Annotated in this window: 27 protein-coding genes, 1 tRNA gene and 2 pseudogenes; 13 read left to right on the plus strand and 17 right to left on the minus strand. The window is 60.7% G+C overall.

Going from position 1 to position 26,915, the window contains the following annotated elements; genetic code table 11:
* Positions 1–25 precede the first annotated feature (25 nt).
* Positions 26–949 carry a transporter gene (locus tag DN387_RS19395; RefSeq protein WP_052504233.1) on the minus strand — a complete coding sequence of 308 codons (924 nt, stop codon included), beginning with the start codon at positions 947–949 and terminating at the stop codon, positions 26–28.
* Between the two features lie 358 nt (positions 950–1,307).
* On the opposite strand from DN387_RS19395, the gene DN387_RS19400 reads away from it, so the two are divergent.
* Complete coding sequence (locus tag DN387_RS19400; RefSeq protein WP_043861048.1) at positions 1,308–2,798, plus strand: aldehyde dehydrogenase; 1,491 nt, start codon at positions 1,308–1,310, stop codon at positions 2,796–2,798.
* 78 nt (positions 2,799–2,876) lie between these two features.
* On the opposite strand, the gene DN387_RS19405 is transcribed toward DN387_RS19400, so the two are convergent.
* Positions 2,877–3,182: an NIPSNAP family protein gene (locus DN387_RS19405; RefSeq protein WP_043861047.1), complete on the minus strand. Its 306-nt coding sequence runs from the start codon at positions 3,180–3,182 to the stop codon at positions 2,877–2,879.
* 33 nt (positions 3,183–3,215) lie between these two features.
* The gene (locus DN387_RS19410) at positions 3,216–3,677 is read right to left on the minus strand and encodes an SH3 domain-containing protein (protein WP_082405776.1); all 462 of its coding nucleotides are present in this window, start codon (positions 3,675–3,677) and stop codon (positions 3,216–3,218) included.
* A 96-nt stretch (positions 3,678–3,773) separates the two neighbouring features.
* On the opposite strand from DN387_RS19410, the gene DN387_RS19415 reads away from it, so the two are divergent.
* The gene (locus tag DN387_RS19415) at positions 3,774–4,088 is read left to right on the plus strand and encodes a hypothetical protein (RefSeq protein ID WP_054916136.1); all 315 of its coding nucleotides are present in this window, start codon (positions 3,774–3,776) and stop codon (positions 4,086–4,088) included.
* 114 nt (positions 4,089–4,202) lie between these two features.
* On the opposite strand, the gene DN387_RS19420 is transcribed toward DN387_RS19415, so the two are convergent.
* Positions 4,203–4,670 carry a YbaK/EbsC family protein gene (locus DN387_RS19420; protein ID WP_043861044.1) on the minus strand — a complete coding sequence of 156 codons (468 nt, stop codon included), beginning with the start codon at positions 4,668–4,670 and terminating at the stop codon, positions 4,203–4,205.
* A 76-nt stretch (positions 4,671–4,746) separates the two neighbouring features.
* A complete protein-coding gene (gene ggt / locus DN387_RS19425; protein ID WP_082405777.1) occupies positions 4,747–6,525 on the minus strand; it encodes a gamma-glutamyltransferase in 1,779 nt (592 codons plus the stop codon).
* A 234-nt stretch (positions 6,526–6,759) separates the two neighbouring features.
* Between ggt and DN387_RS19430 the strand changes: the two genes are divergently transcribed.
* Positions 6,760–7,947, plus strand: coding sequence for an MFS transporter (locus tag DN387_RS19430; RefSeq protein WP_054916125.1), 1,188 nt, complete (start codon positions 6,760–6,762; stop codon positions 7,945–7,947).
* A 36-nt stretch (positions 7,948–7,983) separates the two neighbouring features.
* On the plus strand, positions 7,984–8,448 hold the full coding sequence (locus DN387_RS19435; RefSeq protein WP_231390884.1) for a hypothetical protein: 465 nt from the start codon (positions 7,984–7,986) through the stop codon (positions 8,446–8,448).
* Positions 8,449–8,538: 90 nt separating this feature from the next.
* Here the strand turns inward: DN387_RS19435 and DN387_RS19440 are convergent, their stop codons facing one another.
* Positions 8,539–8,721 carry a hypothetical protein gene (locus tag DN387_RS19440; protein ID WP_054916126.1) on the minus strand — a complete coding sequence of 61 codons (183 nt, stop codon included), beginning with the start codon at positions 8,719–8,721 and terminating at the stop codon, positions 8,539–8,541.
* A gap of 335 nt (positions 8,722–9,056) precedes the next feature.
* Between DN387_RS19440 and DN387_RS19445 the strand changes: the two genes are divergently transcribed.
* The 3 genes from DN387_RS19445 to DN387_RS19455 all read left to right on the plus strand — a co-directional run bounded on the left by DN387_RS19445 (position 9,057) and on the right by DN387_RS19455 (position 11,695).
* Positions 9,057–10,040: a DUF1852 domain-containing protein gene (locus tag DN387_RS19445; RefSeq protein ID WP_043861041.1), complete on the plus strand. Its 984-nt coding sequence runs from the start codon at positions 9,057–9,059 to the stop codon at positions 10,038–10,040.
* A 28-nt stretch (positions 10,041–10,068) separates the two neighbouring features.
* Positions 10,069–11,100: a methionine synthase gene (locus DN387_RS19450; RefSeq protein ID WP_043861040.1), complete on the plus strand. Its 1,032-nt coding sequence runs from the start codon at positions 10,069–10,071 to the stop codon at positions 11,098–11,100.
* Between the two features lie 85 nt (positions 11,101–11,185).
* Entirely contained in the window at positions 11,186–11,695 is a 510-nt protein-coding gene (locus DN387_RS19455) for a flavin reductase family protein (protein WP_054916127.1), read from the plus strand.
* 21 nt (positions 11,696–11,716) lie between these two features.
* Here the strand turns inward: DN387_RS19455 and DN387_RS19460 are convergent, their stop codons facing one another.
* Genes DN387_RS19460 through DN387_RS19470 form a run of 3 tightly spaced genes read right to left on the minus strand, consistent with a single transcriptional unit; the run spans position 11,717 to position 15,189 of the window.
* Positions 11,717–13,036: an aspartate aminotransferase family protein gene (locus DN387_RS19460; protein ID WP_054916128.1), complete on the minus strand. Its 1,320-nt coding sequence runs from the start codon at positions 13,034–13,036 to the stop codon at positions 11,717–11,719.
* Positions 13,033–14,100 (minus strand): phosphotransferase, encoded by a 1,068-nt coding sequence (locus DN387_RS19465; protein WP_054916129.1) that lies wholly within the window; start codon positions 14,098–14,100, stop codon positions 13,033–13,035. The genes DN387_RS19460 and DN387_RS19465 overlap by 4 nt, the downstream gene beginning before the upstream one ends.
* A 57-nt stretch (positions 14,101–14,157) precedes the next feature.
* Positions 14,158–15,189, minus strand: a complete 1,032-nt coding sequence (locus DN387_RS19470; protein ID WP_054916130.1) for an ABC transporter substrate-binding protein — start codon at positions 15,187–15,189, stop codon at positions 14,158–14,160.
* 185 nt (positions 15,190–15,374) lie between these two features.
* Here DN387_RS19470 and DN387_RS19475 point away from each other — a divergent pair, with 185 nt between their 5' ends.
* The 4 genes from DN387_RS19475 to DN387_RS19490 all read left to right on the plus strand — a co-directional run bounded on the left by DN387_RS19475 (position 15,375) and on the right by DN387_RS19490 (position 17,930).
* Complete coding sequence (locus DN387_RS19475; RefSeq protein WP_043861035.1) at positions 15,375–16,109, plus strand: SDR family NAD(P)-dependent oxidoreductase; 735 nt, start codon at positions 15,375–15,377, stop codon at positions 16,107–16,109.
* A gap of 67 nt (positions 16,110–16,176) precedes the next feature.
* Positions 16,177–16,845, plus strand: coding sequence for a GntR family transcriptional regulator (locus tag DN387_RS19480; RefSeq protein ID WP_043861034.1), 669 nt, complete (start codon positions 16,177–16,179; stop codon positions 16,843–16,845).
* A gap of 207 nt (positions 16,846–17,052) precedes the next feature.
* Positions 17,053–17,331, plus strand: a complete 279-nt coding sequence (locus tag DN387_RS19485) for a hypothetical protein (RefSeq protein WP_153046092.1) — start codon at positions 17,053–17,055, stop codon at positions 17,329–17,331.
* Between the two features lie 299 nt (positions 17,332–17,630).
* The gene (locus DN387_RS19490; protein ID WP_043861032.1) at positions 17,631–17,930 is read left to right on the plus strand and encodes a hypothetical protein; all 300 of its coding nucleotides are present in this window, start codon (positions 17,631–17,633) and stop codon (positions 17,928–17,930) included.
* Between the two features lie 507 nt (positions 17,931–18,437).
* On the opposite strand, the pseudogene DN387_RS19495 reads toward DN387_RS19490, so the two are convergent.
* The 3 genes and pseudogenes from DN387_RS19495 to DN387_RS19505 all read right to left on the minus strand — a co-directional run.
* Positions 18,438–19,079, minus strand: a pseudogene (locus DN387_RS19495) (transposase); the annotation flags it as partial.
* 231 nt (positions 19,080–19,310) lie between these two features.
* Positions 19,311–22,637 carry a hypothetical protein gene (locus tag DN387_RS19500; protein WP_236171708.1) on the minus strand — a complete coding sequence of 1,109 codons (3,327 nt, stop codon included), beginning with the start codon at positions 22,635–22,637 and terminating at the stop codon, positions 19,311–19,313.
* A gap of 29 nt (positions 22,638–22,666) precedes the next feature.
* On the minus strand, positions 22,667–23,014 hold the full coding sequence (locus tag DN387_RS19505; protein ID WP_229589322.1) for a hypothetical protein: 348 nt from the start codon (positions 23,012–23,014) through the stop codon (positions 22,667–22,669).
* A 621-nt stretch (positions 23,015–23,635) separates the two neighbouring features.
* Between DN387_RS19505 and DN387_RS19510 the strand changes: the two are divergent.
* Positions 23,636–24,474, plus strand: a pseudogene (locus tag DN387_RS19510) (tyrosine-type recombinase/integrase); the annotation flags it as partial.
* A gap of 109 nt (positions 24,475–24,583) precedes the next feature.
* Here the strand turns inward: DN387_RS19510 and DN387_RS19515 are convergent.
* Positions 24,584–24,690: transfer RNA gene (locus DN387_RS19515), tRNA-Ser, on the minus strand.
* A 52-nt stretch (positions 24,691–24,742) separates the two neighbouring features.
* Between DN387_RS19515 and DN387_RS19520 the strand changes: the two genes are divergently transcribed.
* Positions 24,743–25,171 carry a hypothetical protein gene (locus tag DN387_RS19520; RefSeq protein ID WP_254506175.1) on the plus strand — a complete coding sequence of 143 codons (429 nt, stop codon included), beginning with the start codon at positions 24,743–24,745 and terminating at the stop codon, positions 25,169–25,171.
* On the opposite strand, the gene DN387_RS19525 is transcribed toward DN387_RS19520, so the two are convergent.
* Genes DN387_RS19525 through DN387_RS19540 form a run of 4 tightly spaced genes read right to left on the minus strand, consistent with a single transcriptional unit; the run spans position 25,119 to position 26,880 of the window.
* The gene (locus DN387_RS19525; RefSeq protein ID WP_254506177.1) at positions 25,119–25,325 is read right to left on the minus strand and encodes a hypothetical protein; all 207 of its coding nucleotides are present in this window, start codon (positions 25,323–25,325) and stop codon (positions 25,119–25,121) included. The two genes, DN387_RS19520 and DN387_RS19525, sit on opposite strands and share 53 nt — an antisense overlap.
* Positions 25,291–25,833, minus strand: coding sequence for a DUF2514 family protein (locus DN387_RS19530; protein ID WP_254506180.1), 543 nt, complete (start codon positions 25,831–25,833; stop codon positions 25,291–25,293). The genes DN387_RS19525 and DN387_RS19530 overlap by 35 nt, the downstream gene beginning before the upstream one ends.
* Positions 25,830–26,273, minus strand: a complete 444-nt coding sequence (locus DN387_RS19535) for a structural protein P5 (protein ID WP_254506183.1) — start codon at positions 26,271–26,273, stop codon at positions 25,830–25,832. The genes DN387_RS19530 and DN387_RS19535 overlap by 4 nt, the downstream gene beginning before the upstream one ends.
* 58 nt (positions 26,274–26,331) lie before the next feature.
* Positions 26,332–26,880, minus strand: a complete 549-nt coding sequence (locus DN387_RS19540) for a tail fiber assembly protein (protein WP_254506253.1) — start codon at positions 26,878–26,880, stop codon at positions 26,332–26,334.
* Between the last annotated feature and the right edge of the window lie 35 nt (positions 26,881–26,915).

Below are 26,915 nucleotides of genomic sequence, written 5' to 3' on the forward strand. Positions count from 1 at the left end.
CCTCGGTGATGGCTGCAGGTGCGGGTCAGAACACCTGCATCAGGCGTACGTTGAAGCGGTCGCCTTCCTTGAAACCGTTTTCCACCGACTGGTCACGGCCATAGTTGAACAGCAGCTGGGTCTTGGGCGTGACGAACCAGCCTGCGCCCACCAGAAACTTGGCGGTGTCGGGTTTGTCGTGCTGGTCGACGCCGTCCAGGCGGGTTTCGCCGCCCCACAACCTGGAGTAGCCCACGCGCAGGTCCAGGCTCGGGGTGAGCTGGTAGCGCAGGAACGCCTGGCCCTGGTACAGCGCGGACTGGCGCAGGGTCAGGCCGGCGGAGGTGGCGTCGTCGTTCTTGCCGAACCAGGTGACGTCGCCAATCAGGTCCAGCCACCACTTGTCGCCCAGGCCCTGGATATAGCCGGCCTGCAGCGCGAACTTCCAGCGGTTCTCGCCGATGTTGAGCGCGTCGTCGCGGTCGTAGCGGCCGGTGGGCACGTAGAGGAACGGGGTGATGCCGAAATAGGTCTTTTCTTCCGGGCGCTCCACCAGCCACACGGTGGAGGCCAGGATCAGGTCGCCGATGCCGCCATCGCTCTTGCCCAGGCCCGAGGTGTCGCGCTTGCCTTCGAGCTGGCCGAAGGGCAGCAGGAACTGCGGGTCGATGGTGAACCCGCCCAGCTTCATGAAGTGCACGCCCCTGAGAATGCCGATGTCGGAGTTCAGCCCGGCACGCACCGGCTGCTTGTGGCCACCGGAGTACAGCGAGCGACGTTCGGCATGCTGGTAGTAGACCATGCCCAGGTTGGTGCCTTCGGGCAAGGCGGTGTAGTCCCCGGCGTCCACATCCACGGCGTGCGCCTGGCTGCCCAGGCAGCCGGCGAGGCCCAGCGTCCAGGCCTGTGCCCAGCCCAATGCAGTACGACGGCGGTGTGCCGGCACGCTTGACAGTACGGTCTTGCTCATCGAGTCACCTGTTTATTGTTTTTGTCGGATGAGCCACCCAATGGGCGGCACACAGGCCGTAGCAGGCTTCGTGCCAACGAAATTAATCCATTGATATCAATTGGTTGCGCTTTGAGGGCGTCAACCTGCGGTGAAGTGCCCGGCTGCCACCTGCCCCGTTGCAGGCCCGGTTTGCAAGGCTTTGCGGGATTTCTCAGGGGCGTCTCATGTGTCTCACCGTTTGTCTCGACCTAATACGCACAGAACCGGCTCAAGCCCTCCAAACCCCTGAAAAACAAGTACTTTGGTAGTAGAAAAAAGCTGGCACAAGGGTTGCTGAATGCCTCGGGTTCCTTTCAATAACAAGAGAGCCACACCCATGACCCATGCCTTCCCGGTTCACAGTGATACCCAGGCGTTCGTACAGCGGCAGCACCGCATGCTGATCGGTGCCGACTGGCGCGGCGCCAGCGATGGCGCCACGCTGCAACTGCTCAACCCGGCCAACGGCCAGGCGCTGGCCCAGGTGCCTGCCGCCACGGTCGAGGATGTCGACCAGGCGGTACGTGCCGCGCGCCAGGCGTTCGATGACTCGCCCTGGAGCCGCATGCGCCCGCGCGAGCGCCAGAACCTGCTGTGGAAGCTGGCCGACCTGATCGAGCGCGATGCCCAGGTGTTCGCCGAGCTCGAATGCCTGAACAACGGCAAGAGCGCGCAGGTGGCGCGGGTGATGGACGTGCAGATGGCCATCGACTCGCTGCGCTACATGGCCGGCTGGGCAACCAAGATCGAAGGCACCACGGTCGACCCGTCGCTGCCGCTGTTCGACGGCGAGTTCCATGCCTATGTGCGCCGCGAGGCGGTGGGTGTGGTGGGTGCCATCGTGGCGTGGAACTTCCCCCTGCTACTGGCCTGCTGGAAGCTGGGCCCGGCGCTGGCCACCGGGTGCAGCGTGGTGCTCAAGCCGGCGGACGAAACCCCGTTGAGCGCGCTCAAGCTGGCCGAACTGGTACTGGAGGCCGGCTACCCGGCGGGCGTGTTCAACGTGGTCACCGGCGTGGGCGCGGTGGCCGGTGCGGCGCTGTCGGCGCACCCGCTGCTGGACAAGGTGACCTTCACCGGCTCGACCGAGGTGGGCAAGCTGATCGGCAAGGCGGCGATGGATTCGATGACGCGGGTGACGCTGGAGCTGGGCGGCAAATCGCCGACCATCATCCTGGCCGACGCCGACCTTGAGGTGGCCGCTGCCGGTGCCGCCAGCGCGATCTTCTTCAACCAGGGGCAGGTGTGCTGCGCGGGGTCGCGCCTGTATGTGCACCGCAAGCATTTCGACCGCGTGGTGGCCGATATTGCCGGCATCGCCAACGGCATGAAGCTGGGCAATGGCCTGGACCCGAGCATCGACATGGGCCCGTTGATCTCGGCCAAGCAGCAGGCACGGGTGGGCCGCTACATCGACATGGGCCGCGAGCTGGGCGCCAAGGTGGCGTGTGGCGGCGAGTATTACGGGCCGGGGTATTTCGTGCAGCCGACGGTGATTGCCGACGTCGACCAGCAGTGCCCGCTGGTGCAGGAGGAGATTTTCGGGCCGGTGCTGGTGGCGATTCCGTTCGACGACATGGACGAGGCGATTCGCCTGGCCAACGACAGTGCCTATGGCCTGGGCGCGAGCATCTGGTCCAACGACCTGGCGCAGGTGCACCGCATGGTGCCGCGCATCAAGTCGGGCTCGGTGTGGGTCAACTGTCACAGTGCGCTGGACCCGGCGCTGCCGTTTGGCGGCTACAAGCTGTCGGGCGTGGGGCGCGAGATGGGCGCGGCGGCCATCGAGCATTACACCGAGCTGAAGTCGGTGGTGATGAAGCTGTAGGCGGCAGTTGGGGCCGCTCTGCGGCCCGATCGCGGGTCAAGCCCGCTCCCACAGGAGGGGGCTTGCGCCGTGATGGGGTCAGCCCAGTACAGGGCGGAAGAAACTGCGCTCGTAGCTGATGATGCACCGGGTGTCTTCGGCGTACTTGAACGCGGCGATGCACTCGGCGTCGGTTTTCGACTGTTCGCGGTAACGTTCGTACGCTGCCAGGCTCGGGAACGAGAACATCGCCAGGGCGACGTTGTTGGCGCCTTCGCTGGGCAGGAAGTAGCCATGGTGCTGGCCGCCGAATTTCTCTACCAGCGGTATCCACATGCGCCCGTAGGCTTCGAACTCTTGCAGCTTGTAGGCATCGACGATGTAGCGCAGGTAGCAGGTAACCATTGCAGCACTCCATGAAAGGGACCGGCAGCGAGCCTAGTGGGCGTCACGGGCGGGCGTCAATACGCGACAGGTGCAGCGAGCATCAGCGCTCGCACCGTTGAACCCGCGTGCAGCCCTTCGGCGGGTCGGTGCCGCCGGCGCCTGTTCGATGTGGCGCAGATGGCTTGAAGGCACCCAGCCGGCCTGCGCGTCGCGCGACCTTGTGCACCAGGACCAGCCGTTGAGCGACCTCGCGCAGAGCAACTCATCGCCAATGTCCACGTCCAGCTCCCTGGCGGTGTAGTCCTCGCGCGCGCGGCCTGCCTGCTCGCCCAGCCTTTCGATCACCTGCGCCGGCACCCAGCCACCCTGCTGGCCGGGCGTGGTGCAGAAGTACCAGTTGTCCCATCCGTCATCGCCCTGGTACACCTCCCCCACCTCCAGCACGGCCCCCTTGGCAAAGGTGATGGGCTGAGGGAATTCGCTGCGGTGCGCTTTAATCACGCGGTATTGCATGTGTCTTCTCCTTGGTGAACTGAAGCCGGCGCCCACCCAGCGGCGCGGCTGTGCGAAAATAGCGCCTTTGTTATCAACAGGTTGGAGATGTACGGTTTGGTTACACACTATTCGGCGAACGGCGCCAATGCCGCCTGCGGGCGTACCAGTCAGACCCTCAACAGCACTCAGGCAGCGGATCAGGTGTCGTGCAAGTCCTGCCTGCGCTCGCTGGCTGCCCCCGATTCGGCAGCCGTGGCCGCCAAGGCCAAGACCCCTTCGCTGGCCGAACTGCGCAAGCAGCGCCAGCAACAGGCCGCGCCGGCGCCGGCGCCCGCGTTCAGCGTCAAGGCCAGCTGGCAGGCCCGCCTGAGCAGCCAGGCCGACCGTTGCCGCCTGCCACGCGGTGCGCGCAAGCAGATCTGCGTGTGACCCCCGGGCAGGCCGGCTTGCCGTGGCAAGTCGGCCTGCCCGCTGTTGCCCTGCAACGGATAATCGAGCGGTTTTCATAACCCCGCGCCACCACCGCTTGCGCGCCTGGCGACTTCAGGCCAGTGGCTGGATCACGTCGACCCACTGCGCGTTGACCAGGGTAGCCAGGCGCTCGGGCTCGATGCGCACCGCCGCATTGACCGCACCGCCGGCGGGGAAGACCACCTCGAAGTCCTTCAGCGACTCGTCGCAGTACACCCGCAGCGGCTGGCTCAGGCCGAAGGGGCACACGCCGCCGATGGGGTGGCCGGTGTGCTGCTCGACCTGCTCGGCCTCGAGCATGCGTGCCTTGACGCCGAACTGCTGCTTGTACTTGCGGTTGCACAGGCGCGCATCGCCGCGTACCACCAGCACGATCACCTCCTCGCCCACGCGCAGCGAGAGCGACTTGGCGATCTGCCCCGGCTCGACCGCCAGCGCCTCGGCGGCCAGGGCGACGGTGGCGGTGCTGGACGCCAGTTCCAGCACCTGCAGGTCGGGTGAATGGTGGGAGAAAAACGCTTTGACTGACTGCAGACTCATCTTCGCTTGATCCTCTGAAAAAACAGCCCTGGCGGGATACCGTTGCGTACCCTACCAGCTTGGGCAGGCAAAAAACTCAGTCGCCCAACGCGACGCCCTCGCGACGTGGGTCGGCACCGGCCGACCAGCCCTGCCCATCACGCACGATGACCTGCGTGCCGCTGGTCATCTCGATGGGCGATACCGCATGCCCGCGGGCCTTGAGCTGCTCGATCAGGGCGGGGCCGATCAGCCCGGCCTCCACTTCGGTGCCGACGTTGCGGCTGCCGAAGTTGGGCAGGTCGACGGCCTGCTGCGGGTCGAGCTTCCAGTCCAGCAAGCCGATCAGCGCCTTGTTCACGTACTCGATGATCTGCGAGCCGCCGGGCGAGCCGAGGGCGGCCACCAACTGGCCGCTGGCCTGGTCGAACACCAGGGTCGGCGCCATCGAGGAGCGCGGCCGCTTGCCCGGTGCGATGCGGTTGGCCACCGGCTTGCCGTTCTCCTCGGGGATGAACGAAAAGTCGGTCATCTGGTTGTTGAGCAGAAAGCCCTTGACCAGCACATGAGAGCCGAACGCCGCCTCGACCGAGGTGGTCATCGACAGCGCGCCGCCCTGATCGTCCACCGCGACGATCTGCGAGGTGGAAATGCGCAACGGCGAGCGGTCAGGCGCCCATGCCAGGGGCATGCCGGGCGGCACACCGGCAGTGGCGACGCCCATGCTCCGGTCACCGATCAGCGTGGCGCGTTGGGCCAGGTACGCCTTGCTGGTGAGCCCTGGCACATTGACCGGCACCTGGTCGCTGTCGGCCAGGTACAGGGCGCGGTCGGCATAGGCCAGGCGCTCGGCTTCGGCAATCAGGTGCACGGCCTGGGCGGAGGGTTGCATGCCGCCCCCGGGGCGAGCTTTTTCGGGCGCCATCGCGGCCAGGTCCAGTGCCGGTTTCTGGCGCTGCAGCGCCTCCAGGATGCCCAGCGTCTGCAGTACCGCGACGCCACCGGACGACGGTGGCGGCATGCCGCAGACCGTCCACTGCTTGTACGGCCCGCATACCGGCACGCGCACCTTGGCCCGATAGCCTGCAATGTCGCCCAGCGACAACGTGCCGGGGTTACTGTGGGCATTGACCTGCTGCACCATCGCCTCGGCGATGGGCCCGTGATAGAAGGCGTCCGGGCCCTGGTTGGCGATGGCCTCCAGGGTTTGCGCCAGCTCGGGGTTCTTCAGCAGCGTGCCCACGGGCAAGGGCTGGCCCTGGGGCGTGAGCAGGTAACGGGCCAGTGCAGGCGACTGCGGTATCGAGGTGGAGGCGGCAATCAGGGCATGCAGCCGCGCAGACACGGGGAAGCCGTCGCGGGCCAGGTCGATGGCCGGCTGGAACAGCGCGCGCCAGGGCAGCTTGCCGTGTTGCTGGTGCGCCATCTCCAGGGCCCTGAGCACACCGGGCACGCCCACCGAGCGACCGCCGATCTGGGCGTCCTTGAATCCCATCGGCGTGCCGTCCGGCTTGAGGAACAGGCGGCTGTCGGCCCCTTGGGGCGCCGTCTCCCGCCCATCGAACGCCTGCACCTGCTTGCCATCCCAGTACAGGATGAAGGCGCCGCCGCCGATGCCGCTGGACTGCGGCTCCACCAGGGTCAACACCGCCTGCATGGCAATGGCGGCATCGATCGCAGACCCGCCCTTGCGCAGCATCGCCTGGCCGGCGGCGCTTGCCAGGGGGTTGGCTGCCGCGGCCATATGGTGCTGTGCCTGTACCGGGGCCATGCCTGTGCGGTAGCCCGAGGCGATTTCCGGGGCGGCGGGCAAGGCGGTGCTGGATGGCGCAGGCGGGGTTGCGCTGGTGCAGGCGCCGAGCAGCAACGCTGCCATCGAGAAGCCGAGGGCGTGGATCAGGTGTTTGCGGGTGGTTGGGTAACCGGTCAAGACCAACTCCATTGGGCGTTTGGGGAACGCGGGCAATGGTAGCGTGATTGACGCGAGCAGGCCCGGTACTCACCGCGCCTTGTGCGGCGATTCCAATGCGCGTGCCCTGATTCTCGACGCGTAGGGTGCAGATTGATTAAGCTTCCCGCTTTAACGTTTCAGTTTGTTTCAAGGATTCAGATGACCATTCAGCAAGCGCCGCCACTCGCCTATTCCAGAGCCACCGTCGGCAAGATGGAAGCCGCCATGGCCCTGGGAAGTTTTGCCATCGGTACCGGCGAGTTCGCGATCATGGGGCTGATGCCCGACATCGCCAGCAACCTGCACCTGAGCGAGCCCCAGGTGGGCCATGCCATCAGCGCCTATGCCCTGGGCGTGATGGTGGGTGCGCCGGCCCTGGCGATTCTGGGCGCCAAGCTGCTGCGCAAGCACATGCTGCTGTTGCTGATGGCGCTGTATGCGATCGGCAACCTGGCCACGGCCTTCGCGCCCTCCTTCGCCGGGCTGGTGGCGTTTCGCTTTATCAGCGGCCTGCCCCACGGCGCCTACTTCGGCATCGCGGCGGTGGTGGCCTCGAGCATGGTGGCCACCGACCAGCGCGCGGGCGCGGTGGCACGGGTGATGATGGGGCTTACCCTGGCGATGCTGCTGGGCAACCCGGTGGCGACCTTCCTGGGGCAGTTCTTCGGTTGGCGCGCGGCGTTCGTGCTGGTGGGCGCGATTGCGCTGTGCACCATCGGGCTGGTGTGGCGCTACGTGCCGCAGCGTCACGATGAAGTGCGCAGCGACCCGCGCAAGGAGCTCCAGGCGTTTCGCCTGCCGCAGGTGTGGATGGCGCTGGCCATCGCCTCGATCGGTTTTGCCGGCATGTTCTGCGTGTTCAGTTACCTGGCGCCGACCATGCTGCAGGTGACCAAGGTGTCGCCACAGTGGATTCCATTCGGGCTGGCGGCGTTCGGGGTGGGCGGCATCATCGGCAACATCGCGGGCGGCAAGCTGTTCGACCGCCTGCAGTTTCGCGCGGTGGGGTTGGTGCTGGTGTGGTCGATTGCGGTGCTGAGCCTGTTCCCCTTCGCGGCCAGCTCGCCGTGGGGCGTGCTGCTGGGCTGCGGGCTGGTCGGCACCATGATCGCACTGGCCGCCCCCTTGCAGATTCGCCTGATGGACATTGCACATGAAGCGCCGAGCCTGGCGGCGGCATCGAACCATGCGGCGTTCAACCTGGCCAATGCGCTGGGGCCATGGTTTGGCGGCATGGCGATTACCGCGGGGTTCGGCTGGACCAGTACCGGCTACATTGGCGCGGCGACTGCGCTGGTGGGGTTGGGGATCTACCTGGTGGCGCGGCGGATGAAGGGCGGGCACTGAGGGCCTGCCAGGTTTTGCCAAAGGAAAGAAACCAACGTGAACCAGCTTTCAATCGCCAGCTTCAAATCGAAGTACAGCCAGGGCTTCTACTCGACCTTCGCCATCGATGGCGTGCCGCTGGAAGTCTGGCTGCCAGCACGAGACCCCGCTGCGCAGCTTCATCTGGTGGCAGCGCATGCCGGCCTCTACGGCGAAGACGATAATGAACTGGTGTGGGACCGCAGCTACTCCACTGCCCCTGGGTGGACCACCCTGGTGCCGCTGCTGGTGTGCTCCGATGACCTGGACCTGAGCTGCACGGTCATCGTCGTGGAGCAACACGCCCATGAGGATCACATCCACTGGCGGCGCTTCGGCCTGCTGCACGAGGTGATCACCCTGGAGCAGCCCCGCGTCAGCTGGTTCGAGGCCGCTTGCACCGCCACCTTTGAACGCGCCGAATTCCACCGCACACTGGATGAATTTCGCCGGCTGGAAGGCGTGGTGATGGCCTGGGACTAGGGTCTGTATGAAAAGTCTTGAGACGAAGGTCAGGCTGTTTTCAACGCAGCATCACCGAGTATCAAGGCTTTTCGTACAGAGCCTAGGCCGTTATCGAAGCCTGGACTGTTCGCATGCAGCCTTGAGGCGCTGCATGGCATCGGGCGCCATGGGCGCAGTCATCATGGCGTGATAGTTCATGCATTCCCGGGTTTGCTGCTCAGCCGTGGGAGCGCCGCTGGAGGTACAGCCGGCGAGGATGAACAGCGCAAGGGCCGTGATCAGTGGTTTCATTTATATATCCGCAACAAGTGACGCCATGGCCTCCAGCGCCTTGAGGCCTCAATGGTCACCATGGCCTGCGCGCATCTTGAAAAAGCGAACCTGCCGCTTATTGGCCAAGGCGGAAAATAATAATCAAAAGCCCTGCAGATGAGCATCATGAGGGTGGCTAACGTTCCCATGAAATCAATTCAATTTAACTCGTTCGATGCCCGGACATAAAATACGCCCCAATTAAGGAACACTTCAAGACGCCCGAGCAAAAAAACCTACAACGAATCAAACTTGCCGAAGAGGGCAAATGTAGATTCGGTTTTTATCTCGGACCATCAGGGCACCCGATTAAAATGAGCACAGCATTTACATTCTCGATCAAGCGTATTCGTTTCGACGAACATTATCGCCCCGCTGAAAACACCCGCACGACCACCAACTTCGCGAACCTGGCGAGGGGGCAGCGTCGCCAGGAGAATCTGCGCAATACCCTGACGATGATCGACAATCGTTTCAACGCCCTGGCGCACTGGGACAACCCGAAAGGCGACCGCTACAACGTCGAACTTGAAATCATTTCCGTGGAAATGAACATGGATGCCGAGCACAGGGACACCGCCCTGCCGCTGATTGAAATATTGCAGACCACCATTGTGGATCGCAAAACAAGCGAACGCATCGAGGGCATCGTAGGCAACAACTTCTCCTCTTACGTGCGCGATTATGACTTCAGCGTACTGTTGCTGGGGCACAACAAGAACCAGCAGGGGTTCAGCACGCCGGAGGATTTCGGCGAGCTGCACGGCAAGCTGTTCAAGCATTTCGTGAACTCGAGCACTTATAAAGAACACTTCAAAAAACCACCGGTCATCTGCCTGAGTGTTTCCAGCAGCAAGACCTATCAGCGCACCGAAAACCAGCACCCGGTATTGGGCACCGAATACCAGCAGGACGAATATTCCCTGACCGATGAGTACTTCCGGAAGATGGGCCTGAAGGTTCGCTACTTCATGCCTGCCAACAGCGTGGCACCGCTGGCGTTCTACTTTGCTGGGGACCTGCTTGGGGATTACACCAACCTTGAACTGATCAGCACCATCAGCACGATGGATACCTTCCAGAAGATCTATCGCCCTGAAATCTACAACGCGAATTCAGCAGCAGGTCGATCCTATCAGCCGAGCTTGAATCACCAGGATTACTCGTTGACCCGCATTGTCTACGATCGAGAAGAGCGCAGTCAGTTGGCCATCGAACAGGGCAGGTTTGTCGAAGAGCACTTCATCAAGCCCTACCAGACCGTGCTTGAGCAGTGGTCCGCCCAATACGCGCTTTGATCATTCAGAACATACAAGGTCATCTATCGTGAAAAAACTGCTACCCACCTCCACTGCTGGCAGCCTGCCCAAACCGTCCTGGCTTGCACAACCCGAGACGCTCTGGTCGCCCTGGAAGCTGCACGGCGAGGAGCTGCTCGAAGGCAAGCAGGACGCCTTGCGCCTGGCCCTGCAGGAACAGCAACACGCAGGCATTGATATCGTCAGCGACGGCGAACAGACCCGCCAGCATTTCGTTACCACCTTTATCGAGCACCTGAGCGGAGTGGATTTCGAGAAGCGCGAAACCGTCAGAATTCGTGACCGCTATGACGCAAGCGTGCCGACCGTTGTGGGTGCTGTTGCCAGGCAAAAACCGGTGTTTGTCGAAGATGCCAGGTTTCTGCGCCAGCAGACCAGCCAGCCCATCAAATGGGCCCTGCCCGGCCCCATGACCATGATCGACACGCTGTATGACAGCCACTACAAAAGCCGGGAAAAGCTGGCTTGGGAATTTGCCAAGATCCTCAATCAGGAAGCCCGAGAGCTGGAGGCGGCGGGCGTGGACATCATCCAGTTCGACGAGCCTGCCTTCAACGTGTTCTTCGACGAGGTGAATGACTGGGGCGTGGCCACCCTGGAACGGGCGATCGAAGGGCTCAAATGTGAAACGGCCGTGCATATTTGCTACGGCTACGGCATCAAGGCCAATACCGACTGGAAAAAGACGCTGGGCTCGGAGTGGCGCCAATATGAGGAAGCCTTCCCCAAGCTGCAGAAATCCGGTATCGATATCATCTCGCTGGAGTGCCACAACTCCCATGTCCCGATGGACCTGATCGAGCTGATTCGCGGCAAGAAAGTGATGGTGGGGGCCATCGATGTGGCGAACCACGCCATCGAAACCCCCGAGGAAGTGGCCAACACCCTGCGCAAAGCGCTGCAGTTCGTGGACGCCGACAAGCTCTACCCGTGCACCAACTGCGGCATGGCCCCTCTGCCCCGCGAGGTGGCACGCGGCAAGCTGAACGCCTTGAGCGCCGGCGCGGACATCGTGCGCAGAGAGCTCTTGAACCGATAAGGGTGCAGGGGGGGTTGCAGCGCTGATCGAGCGGCTTGCCCCCTCCCCGCCGCCTTTGGACCCGCCCCTTCAGCCAGGACCTACCATGTCACGTTCCAGTACTGCCATCGAGCCATTGCGCTTTCGCGAAGCGCTCGGGCACTACGCATCGGGTATCACGGTGATCACGTCGCAGATCGAGGAGGAGCCGGTCGGCTTTACCTGCCAGTCGTTCTATAGCGTGTCGATGAGCCCGCCGCTGGTGTCGTTCAGCGTGATGGCCGGTTCGGCCAGCTACCCCAGGATCCGCCAGGCAGGCCGCTTCGCAGTCAACATCCTGTCCGGTGAACAGGTCGGGATCTCCAACCAGTTCGCCCGACGAGGTACCGACAAGTGGCAGGGCGTGCAATGGCAGGCATCGCCACTGGGCAACCCGATCATTGCCGGCAGCCTGCACTGGCTCGATTGCGAGATCCACGCCGAACACGTCGCCGGTGATCACCTGATCGTGATTGGCGAAGTGAAGGCGCTGAACCTGCAGCAAACTGCCGCCACACAGCCCTTGCTGTACTTCAAGGGGCAATACTGCAACCTCGCCGCCCACGGCGCAGGCTGAGGAACCAGGGGCTTGGCCTTCTCAACAAGCCCCTTGCATCGCGGTATCGACCGCTTCCACAAGCATCTGCGCATGCTCTTGGGTAAACGCCAGCAGCGGACGGATTTTGAGCACGTTCTGGTGCGGACCGGCGGCGCTGATCAGCACGCCCTGCTCGCGCATCGCGTTGACCACCTGGCGGGCCTGCCTGGCTGCGGGTGCCCTGGTTGCGCGGTCGGTGACCAGCTCAACCCCAAGGAACATGCCGGCCCCCCTGACGTCGCCGATCATTTGATGGCGCTGGGCAAGCCGTGTCAGGCCGTCCAGCAGGTAGCTGCCAATGTGATGGGCCCTCTGCTGCAGGTGTTCTTCGCGGATGACGTCCAGCACCGCCTGACCTGCCGCACACGAGACCGGGTTGCCGCCAAAGGTATTGAAGTAGCGCATGCTCCTGCCGAAGTGATCGACCACCTGGGAGCGCCCGACGATGCCGGCAATGGGCTGGCCATTGCCCATGGGCTTGCCGAGGGTGACGAGGTCCGGGCGCACGTCGTGCCTGGTAAACCCCCACATGTTAAGGCCGGTACGCGCAAAACCCGGCTGTACCTCATCGGCGATGTACAGCAGGCCTTCGGCCTGGGCCAGCGCCACACCCTCGGCGATACAGCCCGCCGGCCCGGGCAGCACGCCGTCGCTGGAGAAGATGCCATCCAGCAGGATTGCCGCCGGGCGGATGCCGTGCGCCTTGAGGTCATCGATTGCGGCGCGCACGTCTGCGGCGAACATCGACGCCACGTTTTCGGCCCCCAGACGGTAAGCGTCAGGTGCGCGAACGGTGCGCACATGCACCGGGAGCACCATGGCGCTGCCAAGCGATGGTGAAAGCTCAGCGATGTCTGCGGTGACGCCGTGGTAGGCGAACCGGGTGATGATGACGCCGGTGCCACCGGTGCAGTGCCTGGCGATGCGCAGCGCCAGATCATTCGCCTCGCTCCCGGAGCAGGTGAACATGACGCGATCCAGGTCATCGGTGAAGGTACCGAGCAACTGCTCGGCATAGTCGAGAATGCCCTCCTGCAGGTAACGGGTGTGCGTGTTCAGCACCTGCGACTGCCGATGCATCGCCTCGACCACCCGGGGATGGCAGTGACCGATGGAGGCAACGTTGTTGTAGGCGTCCAGGTAACGACGGCCCTGCTCGTCGAAGAGCCATACGCCCTCCCCTCGAACGGTGTGCAGCGGTCGCTCGTAGAACAGACGGTATGCCGGGCCCAGTAGCCGCTCGCGGCGCTCGATCAGGCGTCGCTGCGATGCCGAAAGCCGGGTGGCGTCGGCTGACGTGAAGCCGTTGATCATGCTCATGCTCGATTTGCTCGCAGGCAGGCCGAAGCAATTCGGTCTTCTGTTTCAGCGCGAGGCAGCGCCGACAGTGCCTTCAGGTTTGCCCAGGCACGCTGGGTGTTTCGAAGGATGTACTGGCGATTGTCCGGATGCAGTTCGGCGCGCCAGGAGTTGATGCACAGGGCCAACGCCAGGCGCGTGGCCAGCAGCTCGGGCAGCAGCGCCAGCTCCTGCTGGTTCAGGGGGTTGCACTGGTGGTAGCCGACAATCACATCCAGGGCCGGCTCCAGTACATCGCCTACCTGCCCAAGGTGGTAGGAAGCGGCAACCGCGACCTCGTTGACCAGGGGCGCATGCACCATGTCACCGAAATCGAGGATGCTGCGCAGCACATCGGGGTTGTGGGCATCCACGATGATGTTGTGCGGGTTGGTGTCATTGTGAATGACCTGCTTGCGCAGCCCGGGGATGCTTGGCACCACCACCGACGCATACTGCTCGAGGCTGCGCTGCACCAGGCTTCGTCCGGGGCCGGGTTCGATGTGCACCAGCAGCGGTCGAAGGTGCGCGGCGTGCTGCATGTCCCACAGCAGCGCATGCCCGGCGGCGGGGTGGGCAAACCCTTGCAGCGCCACGTCAAGCCGGGCGATGGACTGCCCGATGACCCGGCGAAACGTCGGTGTGGGGTGACTCACGCAGTGAAGGGGCATGCCATCTTCGAAGGACAGCAGCCGCGCCAGCATGCGCTGCCCGTCGATCTCGACGAAGGTGGCGTACTGGCCCTCAAGCGAGGGGTGCACGCGCTGAACCGCAAGCCCGGGATCGCGAAGTTCGATTCTTCGCATCGCCTGGTTGTGGAAGTCGACCACATCGGGGTTTTCAAGCGGGTGGGAGAGCTTGAACAACCGGGATGAGCCGTCTTGAAGCATCACGCGGAAATTGAGGTCGCGCTCGCCGCCCAGCTTTTCGAGCGTGCCGCTCAAACCAAACTGCTGGCGCAGCACTGCACACGCCTGCTTATCGGTGACCCGTGCCGGAGCAGCTTCGAGCAAGCTGTCATCGACAGCCAGATTTTCAAGGGGCATGACTCGCATCCTTATACGGCCTTTGAATGGCGCCCCCGGTTTCAGGGGCGCCATGCATCACTTGTTGACCCAGGCGTTGAAGCGTTCCTCCAGGTCCTCACCGTGGTCGATCCAGAACTCGGCGTCGGTGGCACGGGCGTTTTTCAGGTTTTGCGGGGCGGTGGGCAGTTTTTCGCCCACGCGCTTGTCCAGCAGGTCCATCGCGCCGGTGTTGCTGGGCCCGTAGGGGATGGCCTCGACGAAGTTCTTCTGTTGCATGGGCTCGCTGGCGAACGCGATGAAGCGCTCGGCCAATTCCTTTTTCGGCGCCCCTTTCACGATGGCCCAGTGATCGAGGTCGTAGAGGCTGCCATTCCATTGCATCGCGAACGATTGGCCTTCCTCCTGGGCAGAGGTGACACGGCCGTTGTAGGCGGAGGTCATGACCACGTCACCGGCGATCAGCCATTGCAGCGGCTGCGCGCCGGAGTCCCACCACTGGATGCTGGACTTGATTTCATCGAGCTTCTTGAACGCACGTTTGACACCCTCTTCAGTACCCAGCAGCGTGTAGAGGTCCTTGTTGTCTACCCCATCGGCGAGCAGCGCGAACTCCAGCGTGAACTTCGCGCCGCGGCGCAGGCCGCGCTTGCCGGGGTACTTCTTCAGGTCCCAGAAGTCGGCCCAGCCTTGCGGGCTGGAGGCGAGCTTCTTGGGGTCGTAGGTCAGCACGGTGGACCAGATGAAGATGCCGACACCACAGTCGCTGACGGCCGCAGGAATGAAGTCTTCCTTGTTGCCTATCCGGCTCCAGTCCAGCGGTTCGAACACCCCTTCGCTGCAACCACGGATGAGCTCGGGCGATTCGACCTCCACCACATCCCAGCTGGTTTTGCCGGTGTCGGCCATCACCTTGATCTTGGCCATTTCGCCGTTGTAGTCGTCGGCGGTGATGGCCACGCCGGTCTGGGCGGTGAAGGGTTTGTAGAACGCCTTCTCCTGCGCCTGGCGGTTGTTGCCGCCGAAGGACACCACGGTCAGCTTTTCAGCGGCATACAGCGGGCTTGCGATGGTTGCGAGCAAAAGTACAGCTGCGATTTTCTTATTCATGCGTCTCTCCAGGTCAGCTACGGGTCGTGGGCAGCTTTAAAGGGATGGCAGTTTTCTTGTAGTGGCAGCAATCGATCGAACGTGACGCTTCCCCGGTGGGGACGGGACGCATTAAAACACATAATAAATATGATGCATCATATTTTACGCTACACTTGCCCTCACCAATGAACAGGGAACCCGCCATGACCGATCAACGTACGCTGCTTCTCACCGGTGCCAGCCGGGGCATCGGCCACGCCACCGTGAAACATTTCAGTGCTGCGGGTTGGCGCGTGTTTACCGCCTCGAGGCAGGACCTGGGCGAAGGCTGCCCCTGGGCCGAAGGCATCGCCAACCACATTCACCTCGACCTGGGGAGCGTGGAGGACATACAGCGCAGGCTTCCGGAAATCCGGGAAAAACTCGGGGGGCGGCTGGATGCGTTGGTCAACAACGCCGGCGTTTCACCCAAAGGCCCGGATGGGGAGCGACTGGGGGTGCTGGAGTCCGACTACTCGACCTGGCTGAACGTGTTCAACGTGAACATCTTCTCGACGGCCCTGCTGGCGCGGGGGTTGTTCGAGGAGCTCAAGGCGGCGAAAGGTTCGGTGATCAACGTCACCTCCATTGCCGGTTCGCGGGTGCACCCGTTCGCAGGGGTGGCCTATGCCTGCTCCAAAGCGGCGCTGTCGGCGCTGACGCGCGAGATGGCGCATGACTTCGGGCCCTATGGGGTTCGGGTGAACGCGATCGCCCCGGGGGAGATCGACACCTCCATCCTGTCCGCTGGCACCGAGCTGATCGTGGAGCGATCGATCCCGATGAAACGCATGGGCAAGCCCGAGGAAGTCGCGGCGTTGGTGCATTTTCTCTGCACGCAGGGCGCTTCGTACGTCAATGGCGCAGAAATCCATGTAAACGGTGGGCAACATGTTTGAGTTACTCGATAATCGCTGCCGGTAGCCTCCCCTCTCCCGCCGGGCCTGCGCCGCACACGAGTACGCGATGAATTATCCGATTGAGCACCTGAAACACTCCTACCTTGGCAGCGGTATCTATGGCCTGCTGCGCGAAGCCCTGATTACAGGGCGCTTCCAGCCTAACGACCGGCTGCGCATACGCGACCTTGCCGAACAGCTGGGTACGAGTGTCACACCAGTGCGGGACGCGATTCTTCAACTGGCAAAGGAGCAGGCGCTGGTTCTGAAGACACCGCGGGACATTCGTGTGCCGGTACTGACTTCCAAGCAGTACCTGGAGATCAGGAGCATCCGGCTCTCGCTCGAGGGGTTGGCGGCCGAAACAGCTGCATCGCTGGCGACCGAGGAGCAAGTGGCGCGGCTGCAAACCTGCATTCAGAACAACCTGGTGGCGATCAAGGACAATGACTTGAGGTCCGCGCTGACCTTCAACCACGAGTTTCACTTCAGGTTGGCGGAAATCGCCGATATGCCGGTGCTGGTCAGCCTGCTGGATGGGTTGTGGATGCGTACCGGGCCGCTGATTGCCCGGGCCTACGGCGGGTTCAACGAGCGCATGGCGATTGATCATCACTGGGATGTGCTGGAGGCGTTGAAGCAGCGCGATGGTGCGGCGGCTCGCCTGGCGATCTGCAGTGACATTCTGGATGGGAGCCAGAAGATGCTGGAGTATGTTCAGATGGAGCATGACTGAAGGGGCGTGGTGCTGGCGATAACTCGGCATGCGACAGGCCGCATGCTGCAAGTGGCGCCGCTGGCGTTCTGAAACCGATTCTCACCCCTGTTCCGGCGTCCTGCCGACCGAAAAAATCTCCCTCCCCGTGCAATTCGTCGCCTCGGCTCGCCGTGCTCGCCCGACTGGATTACTGTATATGCAAACAGTATCCATATGGTGGCGGAAATGACCCAAGACATTGAAGACTTTGACGGCTTCGGAGCGCCCACTGAGCTGGAGATGTGGAAGCACCAGGTGGTGCTCATTACGAATGAGGCCGAATATCTGACCCGAGAGCTGGGCAAGGCGCGCAGGAACATTGCCAAGCTTGTGGCGATGAACCAGGGGCTGACGAAGGACCTGCACGACCTGCAACTGAAATCGACAGGGCGGGTGTTCCCCACGAGCTGCGCACTTAGTGGCAGCCCGGCACAGGAAATCGCGGAACTTCATAAAAACTCATAAGGCGTGTCGTCACCGTAAAACTTAGTGGGAAAGGCAGGAAACTTACACGGTGCACGACCCCATTTAAGTGAGAGCGAAACTTTTTTGAACAAGAAATAAATTGTAACAATGACCTGTTGAAATATTTTAAATACCAGGAACCCAACCTTTATTGACCAAAAAATGTGAAGCCGTGCGTTTTTATAGCTGGATGGAAACCCAGTTCAATAAAACCTCACCCGATGGTAACGTATGCTTTCGCATTGCTCAGAATAATAAAAAACATGAGCAAACTTGTTGGTTGAATAAAGGATTAACGAATGACTATCGAGCGAGAGATTTTCTCGGCACTTATCGCGCAGAACGCATTCCAAGGTGAAAAGCCGAGCGTACAAAGCTACGCCCAGCTAGCCGTAGACAAGGGGTTCAGAGCGCTTACGTCAAGGCAGCAGGCGGTGGTGAGCCCCTTCCTGAAGAAACAATGCGAGGGGATGAGAAAACCAAACGAAAAACACAACAACTGCCAAAACACGATAGCCGGTCGTGATTTGGTTGCAGCGCTTGAAAAAGCCGAAAGTTACAAGGGATGGCGCTGCGAAAGCTGCCGGAGTGCATCTTAAAAACCAGAAAGCACCGCAAAAAGAGTAGCCCTCCAGAAAAGCTGTAAAGTAAAAAACACTATTGCACTCGCTACTCCTGACTGTTACTGCAGCAGGCCGCCATGGCCTGCTCGCAAGTTTTTCTTTTTAGGCCCTGATCAGCCCACCCTCCAATCGTCATTCACTCGTCACGCACCTGAGCGCCTTGAAAAAATAGTGCACGAAACAGCCCGATTCTTTTGCGCGGCTAACTTTTCCAGAGAGAAAAATAGTGCCTATCTACCAGGCAGCACTACTGGTTGTGCGCCGGGTCATCGCTTACAGTGAGGCCAGCATCCTCGACAGCGATGTTCGGTGCGGGCGGGCTGGCACTCGTAGCCAGACCAATTAGCGGGCCTACCAAGAGCTGGCGAGTGCTTCAATGACGACGCTGCCCGTCAGAGCATCAACGCTTCCGGTGCAGTTCGGGTGACCAGGCGCTGCTCAGGACGATAACCCCGAAGATCACCAGGTACAGCGGGTATCGACCGTGAACACCCGGTTGAGTCGATTAGGGGCAATGATCGATGGCCGCCCTTTGATTGCGCGCGGAGCTTTGTAGCCTCTTAGCGCCCTGATTTTGTAGGTGCGCATCAATCCGGCGACACGGTGCTTACCGCAGCTTTCTCCAGCCTCACGCAAGTCAGCAAACACCCGCCGTGCGCCATACACACCTCGGCTGGCTGCATAGGAGTCGCGGATCAGTCCTAACAGTCGACCATTCTCTTTTCACGATCAGATACAGGCTTAAGTAGCCATTGATAGAGCCCGGCACGAGCAACCTGCAAAACCCGGCACAGCGTAGCGACGCGTATTGATGCCGATGCTCGTTCATAAAGCGGTATTTCACTCGGATTCCCTGGCGAAGTACCGCGCTGCTTTTTTTAATATGTCACGCTCTTCTTCCAAGCGCCGCATTTGGGCTCGCAGCAGTAAAATCTCGCTTTTGGCTTCGAGCAGTTCGCTGGCCTGTTTCTCGGTTTCGTCAGGCGTCACGGGTTTAACCCACTTGTAGAGGCTGTGGGTCTACACACCGAGGCGCTCGGCTGTTTCCGCAACGGAGTATCCGCGTTCAATGACTTGCCTGACTGCTTCGGCCTTGAATTCCGGCGTGAATCGTTGGGTACTCATAGACGTCCTCCTATGCTCAAAGCATAGGCTGGAGATGTCTACGGTGCCGGGGGCAGTCCATCCTGATTGCGTATCTCAGCACAATATTCGAGCGCGCAAGCCCCTGCCGTCAATCTACTAGCAGGTCGCACTCATGGGATTTAGTACTCAGCGCCCTTCACCTCCTGGTCGACCTTCGACGAATCCAAATGAGGTTTCGAGCCCTCAATTTTTTCTCGGCAGCTTGGATCGCTACCTCCCCAGTGGTAACTGATATTCATCAGGAAGAGCACCGTAATGCTGCACTATCGCATCCACATCCATGAAGTGCCCGCCGACAAAATCCGCAAACAAACCCGCCGCGTAATTGGACAGCTTCTGATCAACTCCCAAGATATCGAGGCTGGCCCTGAGTGCTACTGCCAACCAGAACTCGGCGGATTGATCACCACGCTCGTACACAAACAGGCGAAGACCATGGTTGAAAACATGCTCTTCATATTGCCCCAAAGGTGTGTAAGCAGGGGCCCGCGTTGCAGGCATGGCGAGCCGGTAAAAAGTACACACGATGTGCGAAATCAGCAGTTCGAGCAGCAACCATAATCGGGCGTCGTCCGAGAAAATCTGACGCCCGTGATTCTCAAAGATTTTGCTCAGGATCATACTGGACAATGGATTAGGGTTTCCCGCCAAACCCTTAAGCTCTGTCAGCATCAGCGGTCGCGGCAAAGTGTTCAGAGCGAAGAGCAGCAGGCCATGGCGACGCTCTTCGAAATCGAAGTCAGGCGTGTCGGTGACACTGAGCAAAATGGTGTTCACATTCGCTACCTTCCAGCCTTTCGAGTAATGCAGGCCGGCAAATGCGAAGTCCATGCAGAACCATGGAATCTCGTTAGCTGCCGATAACTGGATCGCCAGGTACACGGTGGCATCAATCCCGTCTTTGATGGAGTAAAGCTCCAACGCGGTATCATGCACAACCGGGTGTTTTACTACTGCTTCTTCCAGGATGCGCCTCATCCCGCGCAGGGTGTGACCATCGCGAGCCTGGACATCCGATGCTGTCGTTCTGAACAACCTGCCAGCGCCGTTGACGCCCATCATCAAGAAGCTTTCATGCGAGACATGTTCAACCCACCGCTGCAAGATCACCTTGGTTTCACCCGGCAGGACGAATGTGTAGCCCTTGTTCAGGAGCTTATCGACAATATTGGTCATCGTCAGGTAAGCGATTGAGTAGGCATCCAGCACAATCTCGCCGGGCTCAGCACTGCCCTCGTTTACCAACAACGATTTCGGTATGGTGCTGTCAGACCATGCGTTCAGCGCAGCCTTAATTGGATTGTCGCCCTGCTCTGCATGCGAGCGAATGAAGAGCGGAATGTCGTCATTCAGACTCTCCTTACGAGGAGAACGGTTAACCCTCAGCTTTTGCTCCAGATACGTAACAAAGTCCGCCGGATCCTTAGGTAGCTGGAGAATGGCGAAAACGTCGCTCCCGTCGTTTTGCAAATGCCTTAGCTGTGAAGCAAGGCGAATGCACGCCACGTAAGGGGGCACGCGGGATAAAAGCTTGTACTCCACGACACCCAGCAGCGCCGCCTGGTTGACCTCCAGCGAAACCAGGAGGTTACCAAGCTGAGAATCCCTGATTAGCACATGCTGTCCCTTCGCCTCACCCTCCTCGACGATCAACCGAATTTGTGGTTTTCCATCTTGTTCGAACTCAATACCCTCAAGGCAACCCGAAACGACACTCGACACGTTGAAGCCTGCCTGCCGGCGCCACGCACTTCCAAAATGGAAATTTACCAACATGACAGCCCTGCCGGACGGATCTTCCAAGAACCATCGCACCAAGCGAGGCTCCGCGCGCTTGAAGTTTCCAGCGGAGGTAAGAAAACGCATCGCCACCATGGATTCGTGTGAGTAATCCTCCAGGATTTCATCGGGAATGCCATCATGGAATTGCCGCTGCTCATCGAGGTTGTGATAGCGCTCACGCAGCTCACATCCGCGCAACCAGCAGCTGAGGTTGTGTGGAGCTATCTGGATCATCTGGTCACTTAGCTCCAGAGCGCGCTCTACATCTCCCAGCGCCTCTTCCTTTAGCGAAAGGAAATGCATCAATGAAAGCGATCGCTCACCCCCGGGAATCCGAGCAATGAGGGTATCAAACGACTGATACTGCTGGGTTTCGAGCAGGCATCTCAGGTGGAGCAGCACGAACGGCGACGGCCAAAGCTCACCATCTGGCAACACTGCAGACGTCAGCGTGAGCGCCTTTTGAGGGATCTCCGCCTCATACAGGTTTTCAGCCACTTCTAAAACGATCCAAGCAGACAGCTCGCTCTGGATACGCTGACCAAACAGACCAATAAACTCATCGACCTTTCCCTCCAACTCATAACGCTCAACCAAGTCGTTGGTATGAACGACAAGCTGAGAATGAGCCAGAAGCATCACCATCGCAGTATCAATATCGCCCGCGTCGGCAATGATCGCCTCAGTAGTAAGCCAGCGCCTGAGTTCATCCGGCTTCGCGAATCGGGTGAAAAAAACGGCATCCAAGAGCTGGACAGCGTCGCTGGCCAGAAATGCTTGGCACCAAGCGATTCGTGCATCCTGTGCACCTTGGGCAGCAGTCACCGACTGCATGGACTCAGAAAGGCCTGAGTGGTCTCCCTGGGTTGATCGAATGCGCGCAGCCACTTCTGGGTATGACGCCTCCATGTGGTCTACGTACTTCGCACAGACATTCAAAAGCCTGATAGGCAGTGAGGTCTGAAAGTAATCGAGGATCGGGCCAGCCATATCGTAGAGCCTGGCATCACTGCCATTCGACTGCTCGATCAGCTCCGCGACCTCCGCCACCAACTCGTCGATCGAGTGCTTGAGCTGTGGATCAGTCAACCAGTAGGAGCGCTCCTTGACTGCGGGATTCAGGCGCAGCGCCTTCGTGATCAGCAGCAGAACCCTTGAGTTGTCCGATGGGTAAAGGTCATGAAGACGGACAGCTGCAGGTGATGCGATATCCAGGGCTTCCAGACGGCAGGCACCATCGACGATACCAGTGAGCTCGCCTTCGCTCAGAATCAGTTTTTTGCTCGCTGCAAGTAAGACATCCACTGTTGCGTAGTAGCGGTAGAAGGCTTCGCGGGCGTACGGGCCAGGATTGGTGGTCTCGTCATAGAGCTCCTTGGCTGACTCTTCGGAGTCTGTCTTTCGCGAAAATTTCAGGAGCGCTGCGATGCAGTGGTCTTTGACGATTGCGTCCTGAGTCGTAGCGGTGACCCGTGTAACGGCGTTCAGGGCTTCCTGCGTGCCTTCGGGCTCGACCAAGTCTCCATAGAGCGCGATGACATCCAGCAGCGCAGAGACTTCCGAATTGCCGTGTTCGGTCGCCTTCATTGTTTCGAGCCGCACCTTAGCGGAAACAATGTTCTTCTTTCGGACATCGGCCAGAAGGAGATCGATGGCCTTGCGCAGATGGGAAGGTGCCAGCGCCTGGATGACGATGTCGAGCTTGTGCTGGACGTTGTCGCCCGTTCCGGTGTGGTGCTGATTAATTGTGCTCACGGTGCCACCCTGAACCATAACGTCGCACCCTACCCTTTGTACGAGATCTTGTTACCCGCGACGTTGTCGCCGCTCCCGTTGTGGGTTTGGTTGACAGTAGTGATCGTGGACGGCGCAACTGTCGCCACGTGGGCGTTGATCTGGCGGATCAAGGCGTCGAGTTCGGGGGACTTATCGATGCGGCGCTCGATGGCGATTGGGCTGTGTTCATCCGTGATTTCGAGCTTGGCCAGTTGCTCAGCCAGTTGCTCGGCTACGGCATCCTCGGTGATCCAACGGCTAAGACCCTCCTTGACCTTGTCTTTGGTGATCAGAAAGCCATGTTTGACGATGTCGTAGGCAGCGTTAGAGATGATTGCGGTGGTGATGAAGTCCATAGCTGCATTTCCTTGCATTGCGGTCGAGGTCAATTTACGGCAGGGCAAAAATGCCGTCGGTGGGAGAGGAAACCTGGTTGGCGATGAGGCGGCCTGGCGTCTCAATTTTGCACCTGATCAAGCCTGATCAGGCTATGAGCCGTGCTTTGCATAAGAGCTTACAGACCTGGCATGAAGCCAAATTGTAACCGATAGCCTAACGATAGCTAAGTGCCACCAACTGACCGATACTATAACCAATCGCGCGCCTCCTCCGGCTTCTGGTGGCTGGGTAGTTCGGATGCTGGCGATTGGCCTCAAGGAGCGTAGGCGGTTTGGTAGGACTTTCTGGGCGAACGGATGAGTGGGTTGACAGGGAGGTTGGTTTGCCGCGGAGCTTTGAGCCTGGGGAGCCAGAGTAAAATGCAAGTCATGAGCGGAGTGCGGGCCCTTGGGTTTGCACGTTCTGATTCGTGCCAAGATTGCCAACCTCATCACCTTTGAATTTCCGCTCATTGCTCCATCGACTGCGCTGCCTTATCGGTCACTTTTTGATGCAACGCTACAACTGGCAGCGACCGCATCAGCTGAACAGCGGGCTGGCGCCCGCTGTTGCTGAGGAAAAACTTAACGCAGTGTCCGGGATTAGTTGACCACTACAAGCGTGACATCGTCCCGAAGAAGGCGGCCCGCACCCAGAAAGACAACCTGGCCGAGATACGTCAGTTGCGCAATTACTTCGAGAAGGCGCCAATCGACGGAATCACGCCTGCGCATGTGGCGAAGTATCGCGATGCTAGGACAGCGCCGGTCAGGGCGAACCGCGAGATCGCCACCCTGTCGCACATTTTCAACATCGCCCGGGAATGGGGCCTCACCGCCAACGAGAACCCGTGCCAGGGCGTGCGCAAGAACAAGGAGATACCGCGAGACTTCTATGCCAATGACGCGATCTGGAGCGCGGTCTATGCGAAAGCGGTGGGTGAACTGAAGGACGCCATGGTCTTGGCGTATCTGACGGGCCAGCGTCCGGCGGACGTGCTGGTGATGAGGCGGGACGACATCGAGGGCAATGCCCTGGGTGTGAAGCAGAAGAAGACCCACAAGAAGCTGCGGATCATGCTGGAAGTGGATGGCGTGGAGAGCAGCTTGGGCGCCCTGATCAGGAAGATTCTGGCGCGCAACGCTTCGCATGGGTCGCATACCTGCTGCTGACCGACTACGGTAAACGGGTGACGGCACCGATGCTGCGTCATCGCTGGGATGACGCCAGAGAGGAGGCGGTGAAAGAAGCAGTCTCCGCCGGTGACCAGGTCCTGGCTGGCAAGATCAGCCAGTTCCAGTTCCGCGACATTCGCCCGAAGTCGGCTTCCGAGATCACAGATGTCGACCACGCCAGCCTGCTGCTGGGCCACACCAAGGGCGACATTACCGAGCGGGTTTATCGTCGAATTGGAGCCTTGGCGAAACCCACCAAGTAGCAAAGTATTGTCAGCGCTGACAAATCAAACCATTCCCAAGAGTGTTCCCAAGGGTCGTTTTTCCATGCCCAAAAACGCAAAAAGCCCTGACTAATCAGGGCTTTGAAGATGGCGGAAGCGTAGAGATTCGAACTCTAGGATAGTTGCCCATCGACGGTTTTCAAGACCGATAGACAAATGCCCGCCCGCCGTGGCTTGCAACAGATTTTCGGTTCCAAAACTAAAGCCCAACAGCACCTCTGCAGGCCGCATGCTGCAAGGGGTGCCGATGGAGTTTTGGAACCGATTTTCACCCCTCCTCCGGCGTCCTGCCGACAGAAAAAATCCCCCTCCCCGTGCAATTCGTCGCCTTGATTCGCCGCGCCAGCTCGACTGCATTACTGTATATACAGACAGTATTCGCAAGGTGATGAAAATGACCCAGGAAATTGAAGACTTTGACGGCTTCGGAGCGCCCACTGAGCTGGAGATGTGGAAGCATCAGGTGGTGCTCATGACGAATGAGGCCGAATACCTGACCCGAGAGCTGAGAAAGGCGCGCAGAGACATTGCCAAGCTTGTGGCAATGAACGAGGGCCTGACGAAAGACCTGCACGACTTACAGCTGAAATCTACCGGGCGAGTGCTCCCAGCGAGCTGCGCACTCAGTGGCGAGTTGCCGCCGGGCCTCCAAGCACAGCCTGCTGATACTCACTGACAGCCTGCATCAGCGCTTCGGCCTCAAGCCGCAAGCGGTCGACCTCTTCTGCGGCAGTCAGTGAATCTCGCGCCTCGTGATAGCGTCGCACCGCATCCATCGCCTGCTGCATCAGCGGCTCACCCGCCGCCATCTTCTCCTGCAAGTCGTCCATGCTGCCCTCCGATTTCGGTCAGGGCAGTATAGGCCTGTTCGCAGGTTGCTCCCCTTCCCCGGCTTTGATCAGCATCTGTCGCCAGGTCTCCCGCTCTTTCATCAGCGCGCTTGAGCACGTCGGCAAGCACCAGGGCGACGCGGGAAGCTGCCGCGCTTGCTGCGGCAGTGCAGGAATGGCCGCTGGCCGCACTTGCGGCACGGCCGGCTGCTCGATCGACTTCGTCCCGCAGGCTGAGATCAGCGCGAGCAGCGGCAGCATCAGCCACGGCACGGTCAATGGTTTTCTGTCCATCCTGAGTCGCCTTGTTGATTGATTGTTGGCGGGCTTGTTCCTTGCTGCGCTCTTCAGCTTCAGCCAGGGCCCAGGCCTGCTTGTCGCTGGCATCGCGCGCAGCCCACCTGCTCTGCCACTCGGCGTCCATCGTCGTGCGCCCATGTTCATAAGTGCCCCAGTACGACGCCAGCAACAGCAGCAAGGCTGTCGCGCGCCAGGCCCAGCCGTTCACGCTAGCGCCCTGCGCACACCCTCGTCGATCACCGACGCCGAGTACGGGTTGCCGCCGTTCTCGTGCACGATGATGCCCAGCACGGTCTCGCGCAGGGTTCTGGGGTCGGCCATGTTGATCGAGTCGCGCACGCCGACGCCCAGGCGCTTGGCGATCGCTTCTGCGTATGCCTGAGTGTTGTTCTCGGTGCTGGGCGCCCAGCGGCTGATGAACTCCAGTGGCGTATCGATGCCGGGCTTTCCGACGCCGGGGATGCCGTCCTTGCCTCGGTAGTTGAGCAGCAGCTTGCCCAGCGCGCGGATGCCGTTCTCTACTGTGTCGAACCGGGCGAAACGTGGCTTCGGTACACCCAACTCCAGGCCGAGCTGGCCTTGCCATGCGTTTCGTGGGTTGTAGTCGATGTTTCCGGGGTTATTGTTGCGTACGCCGCGTGCGGTCATGGGTTTTCTCCAGGCAATAAAAAACCCGCTCAAGGCGGGTATCGGTGTTCAGCTGTCGTCAGGCCGGCAGCGCTGGCCAGTCGATATCTGTCGGGTAGCCTGGCTGCTCAGGCAGGCGGTTCAGCGCGACCCGGTATTTCTTCCATGCTTTCAGCGCAGCGGCTTCAGCCTCGGTTGCGTCGTCGAGGTCGACCGCATCCTGAAGCGGTGCGATCGCCGAGTCAGCAGCGGCTCGTTGAGCGGCGATTGCTGCCTGCACGCCAGCCAGGTGCTGCGCTGCAGCGGCTTCCTGCTTCATCTCTGCCGTGACCATCTGACTCCAGTCGATTGCGCCGACAGTTGCAGGCCAGTTCGGCGGGGCATCTGGCTGCGGGTCGCGGTCCGTGGGCAGTGGTACCCGGCCGTCAGCCGGGCTGACGATGTCGAGAGGGAAGCGCGATTGCTCACTCGCATCCGCGCCGTGCGGCAGCATGAGGGTCAGCACCAGGCCGCCGCTGATCCGCTCCACTGGCGCGCAAAACCACCTGCTGTTCATCGCTTCAGCTGGCAGTGAAGCGCCTTCTTGAAGCGAAGCAAAGTCGTATGCGAGACCATTAAGGCGAAGCATGTCGCCGGTCTTTTCAGCACTCAGCGAGGAGTCAA

This window comes from Pseudomonas sp. FBF18, assembly GCF_024261405.1.
Taxonomy (GTDB): domain Bacteria; phylum Pseudomonadota; class Gammaproteobacteria; order Pseudomonadales; family Pseudomonadaceae; genus Aquipseudomonas; species Aquipseudomonas palmensis.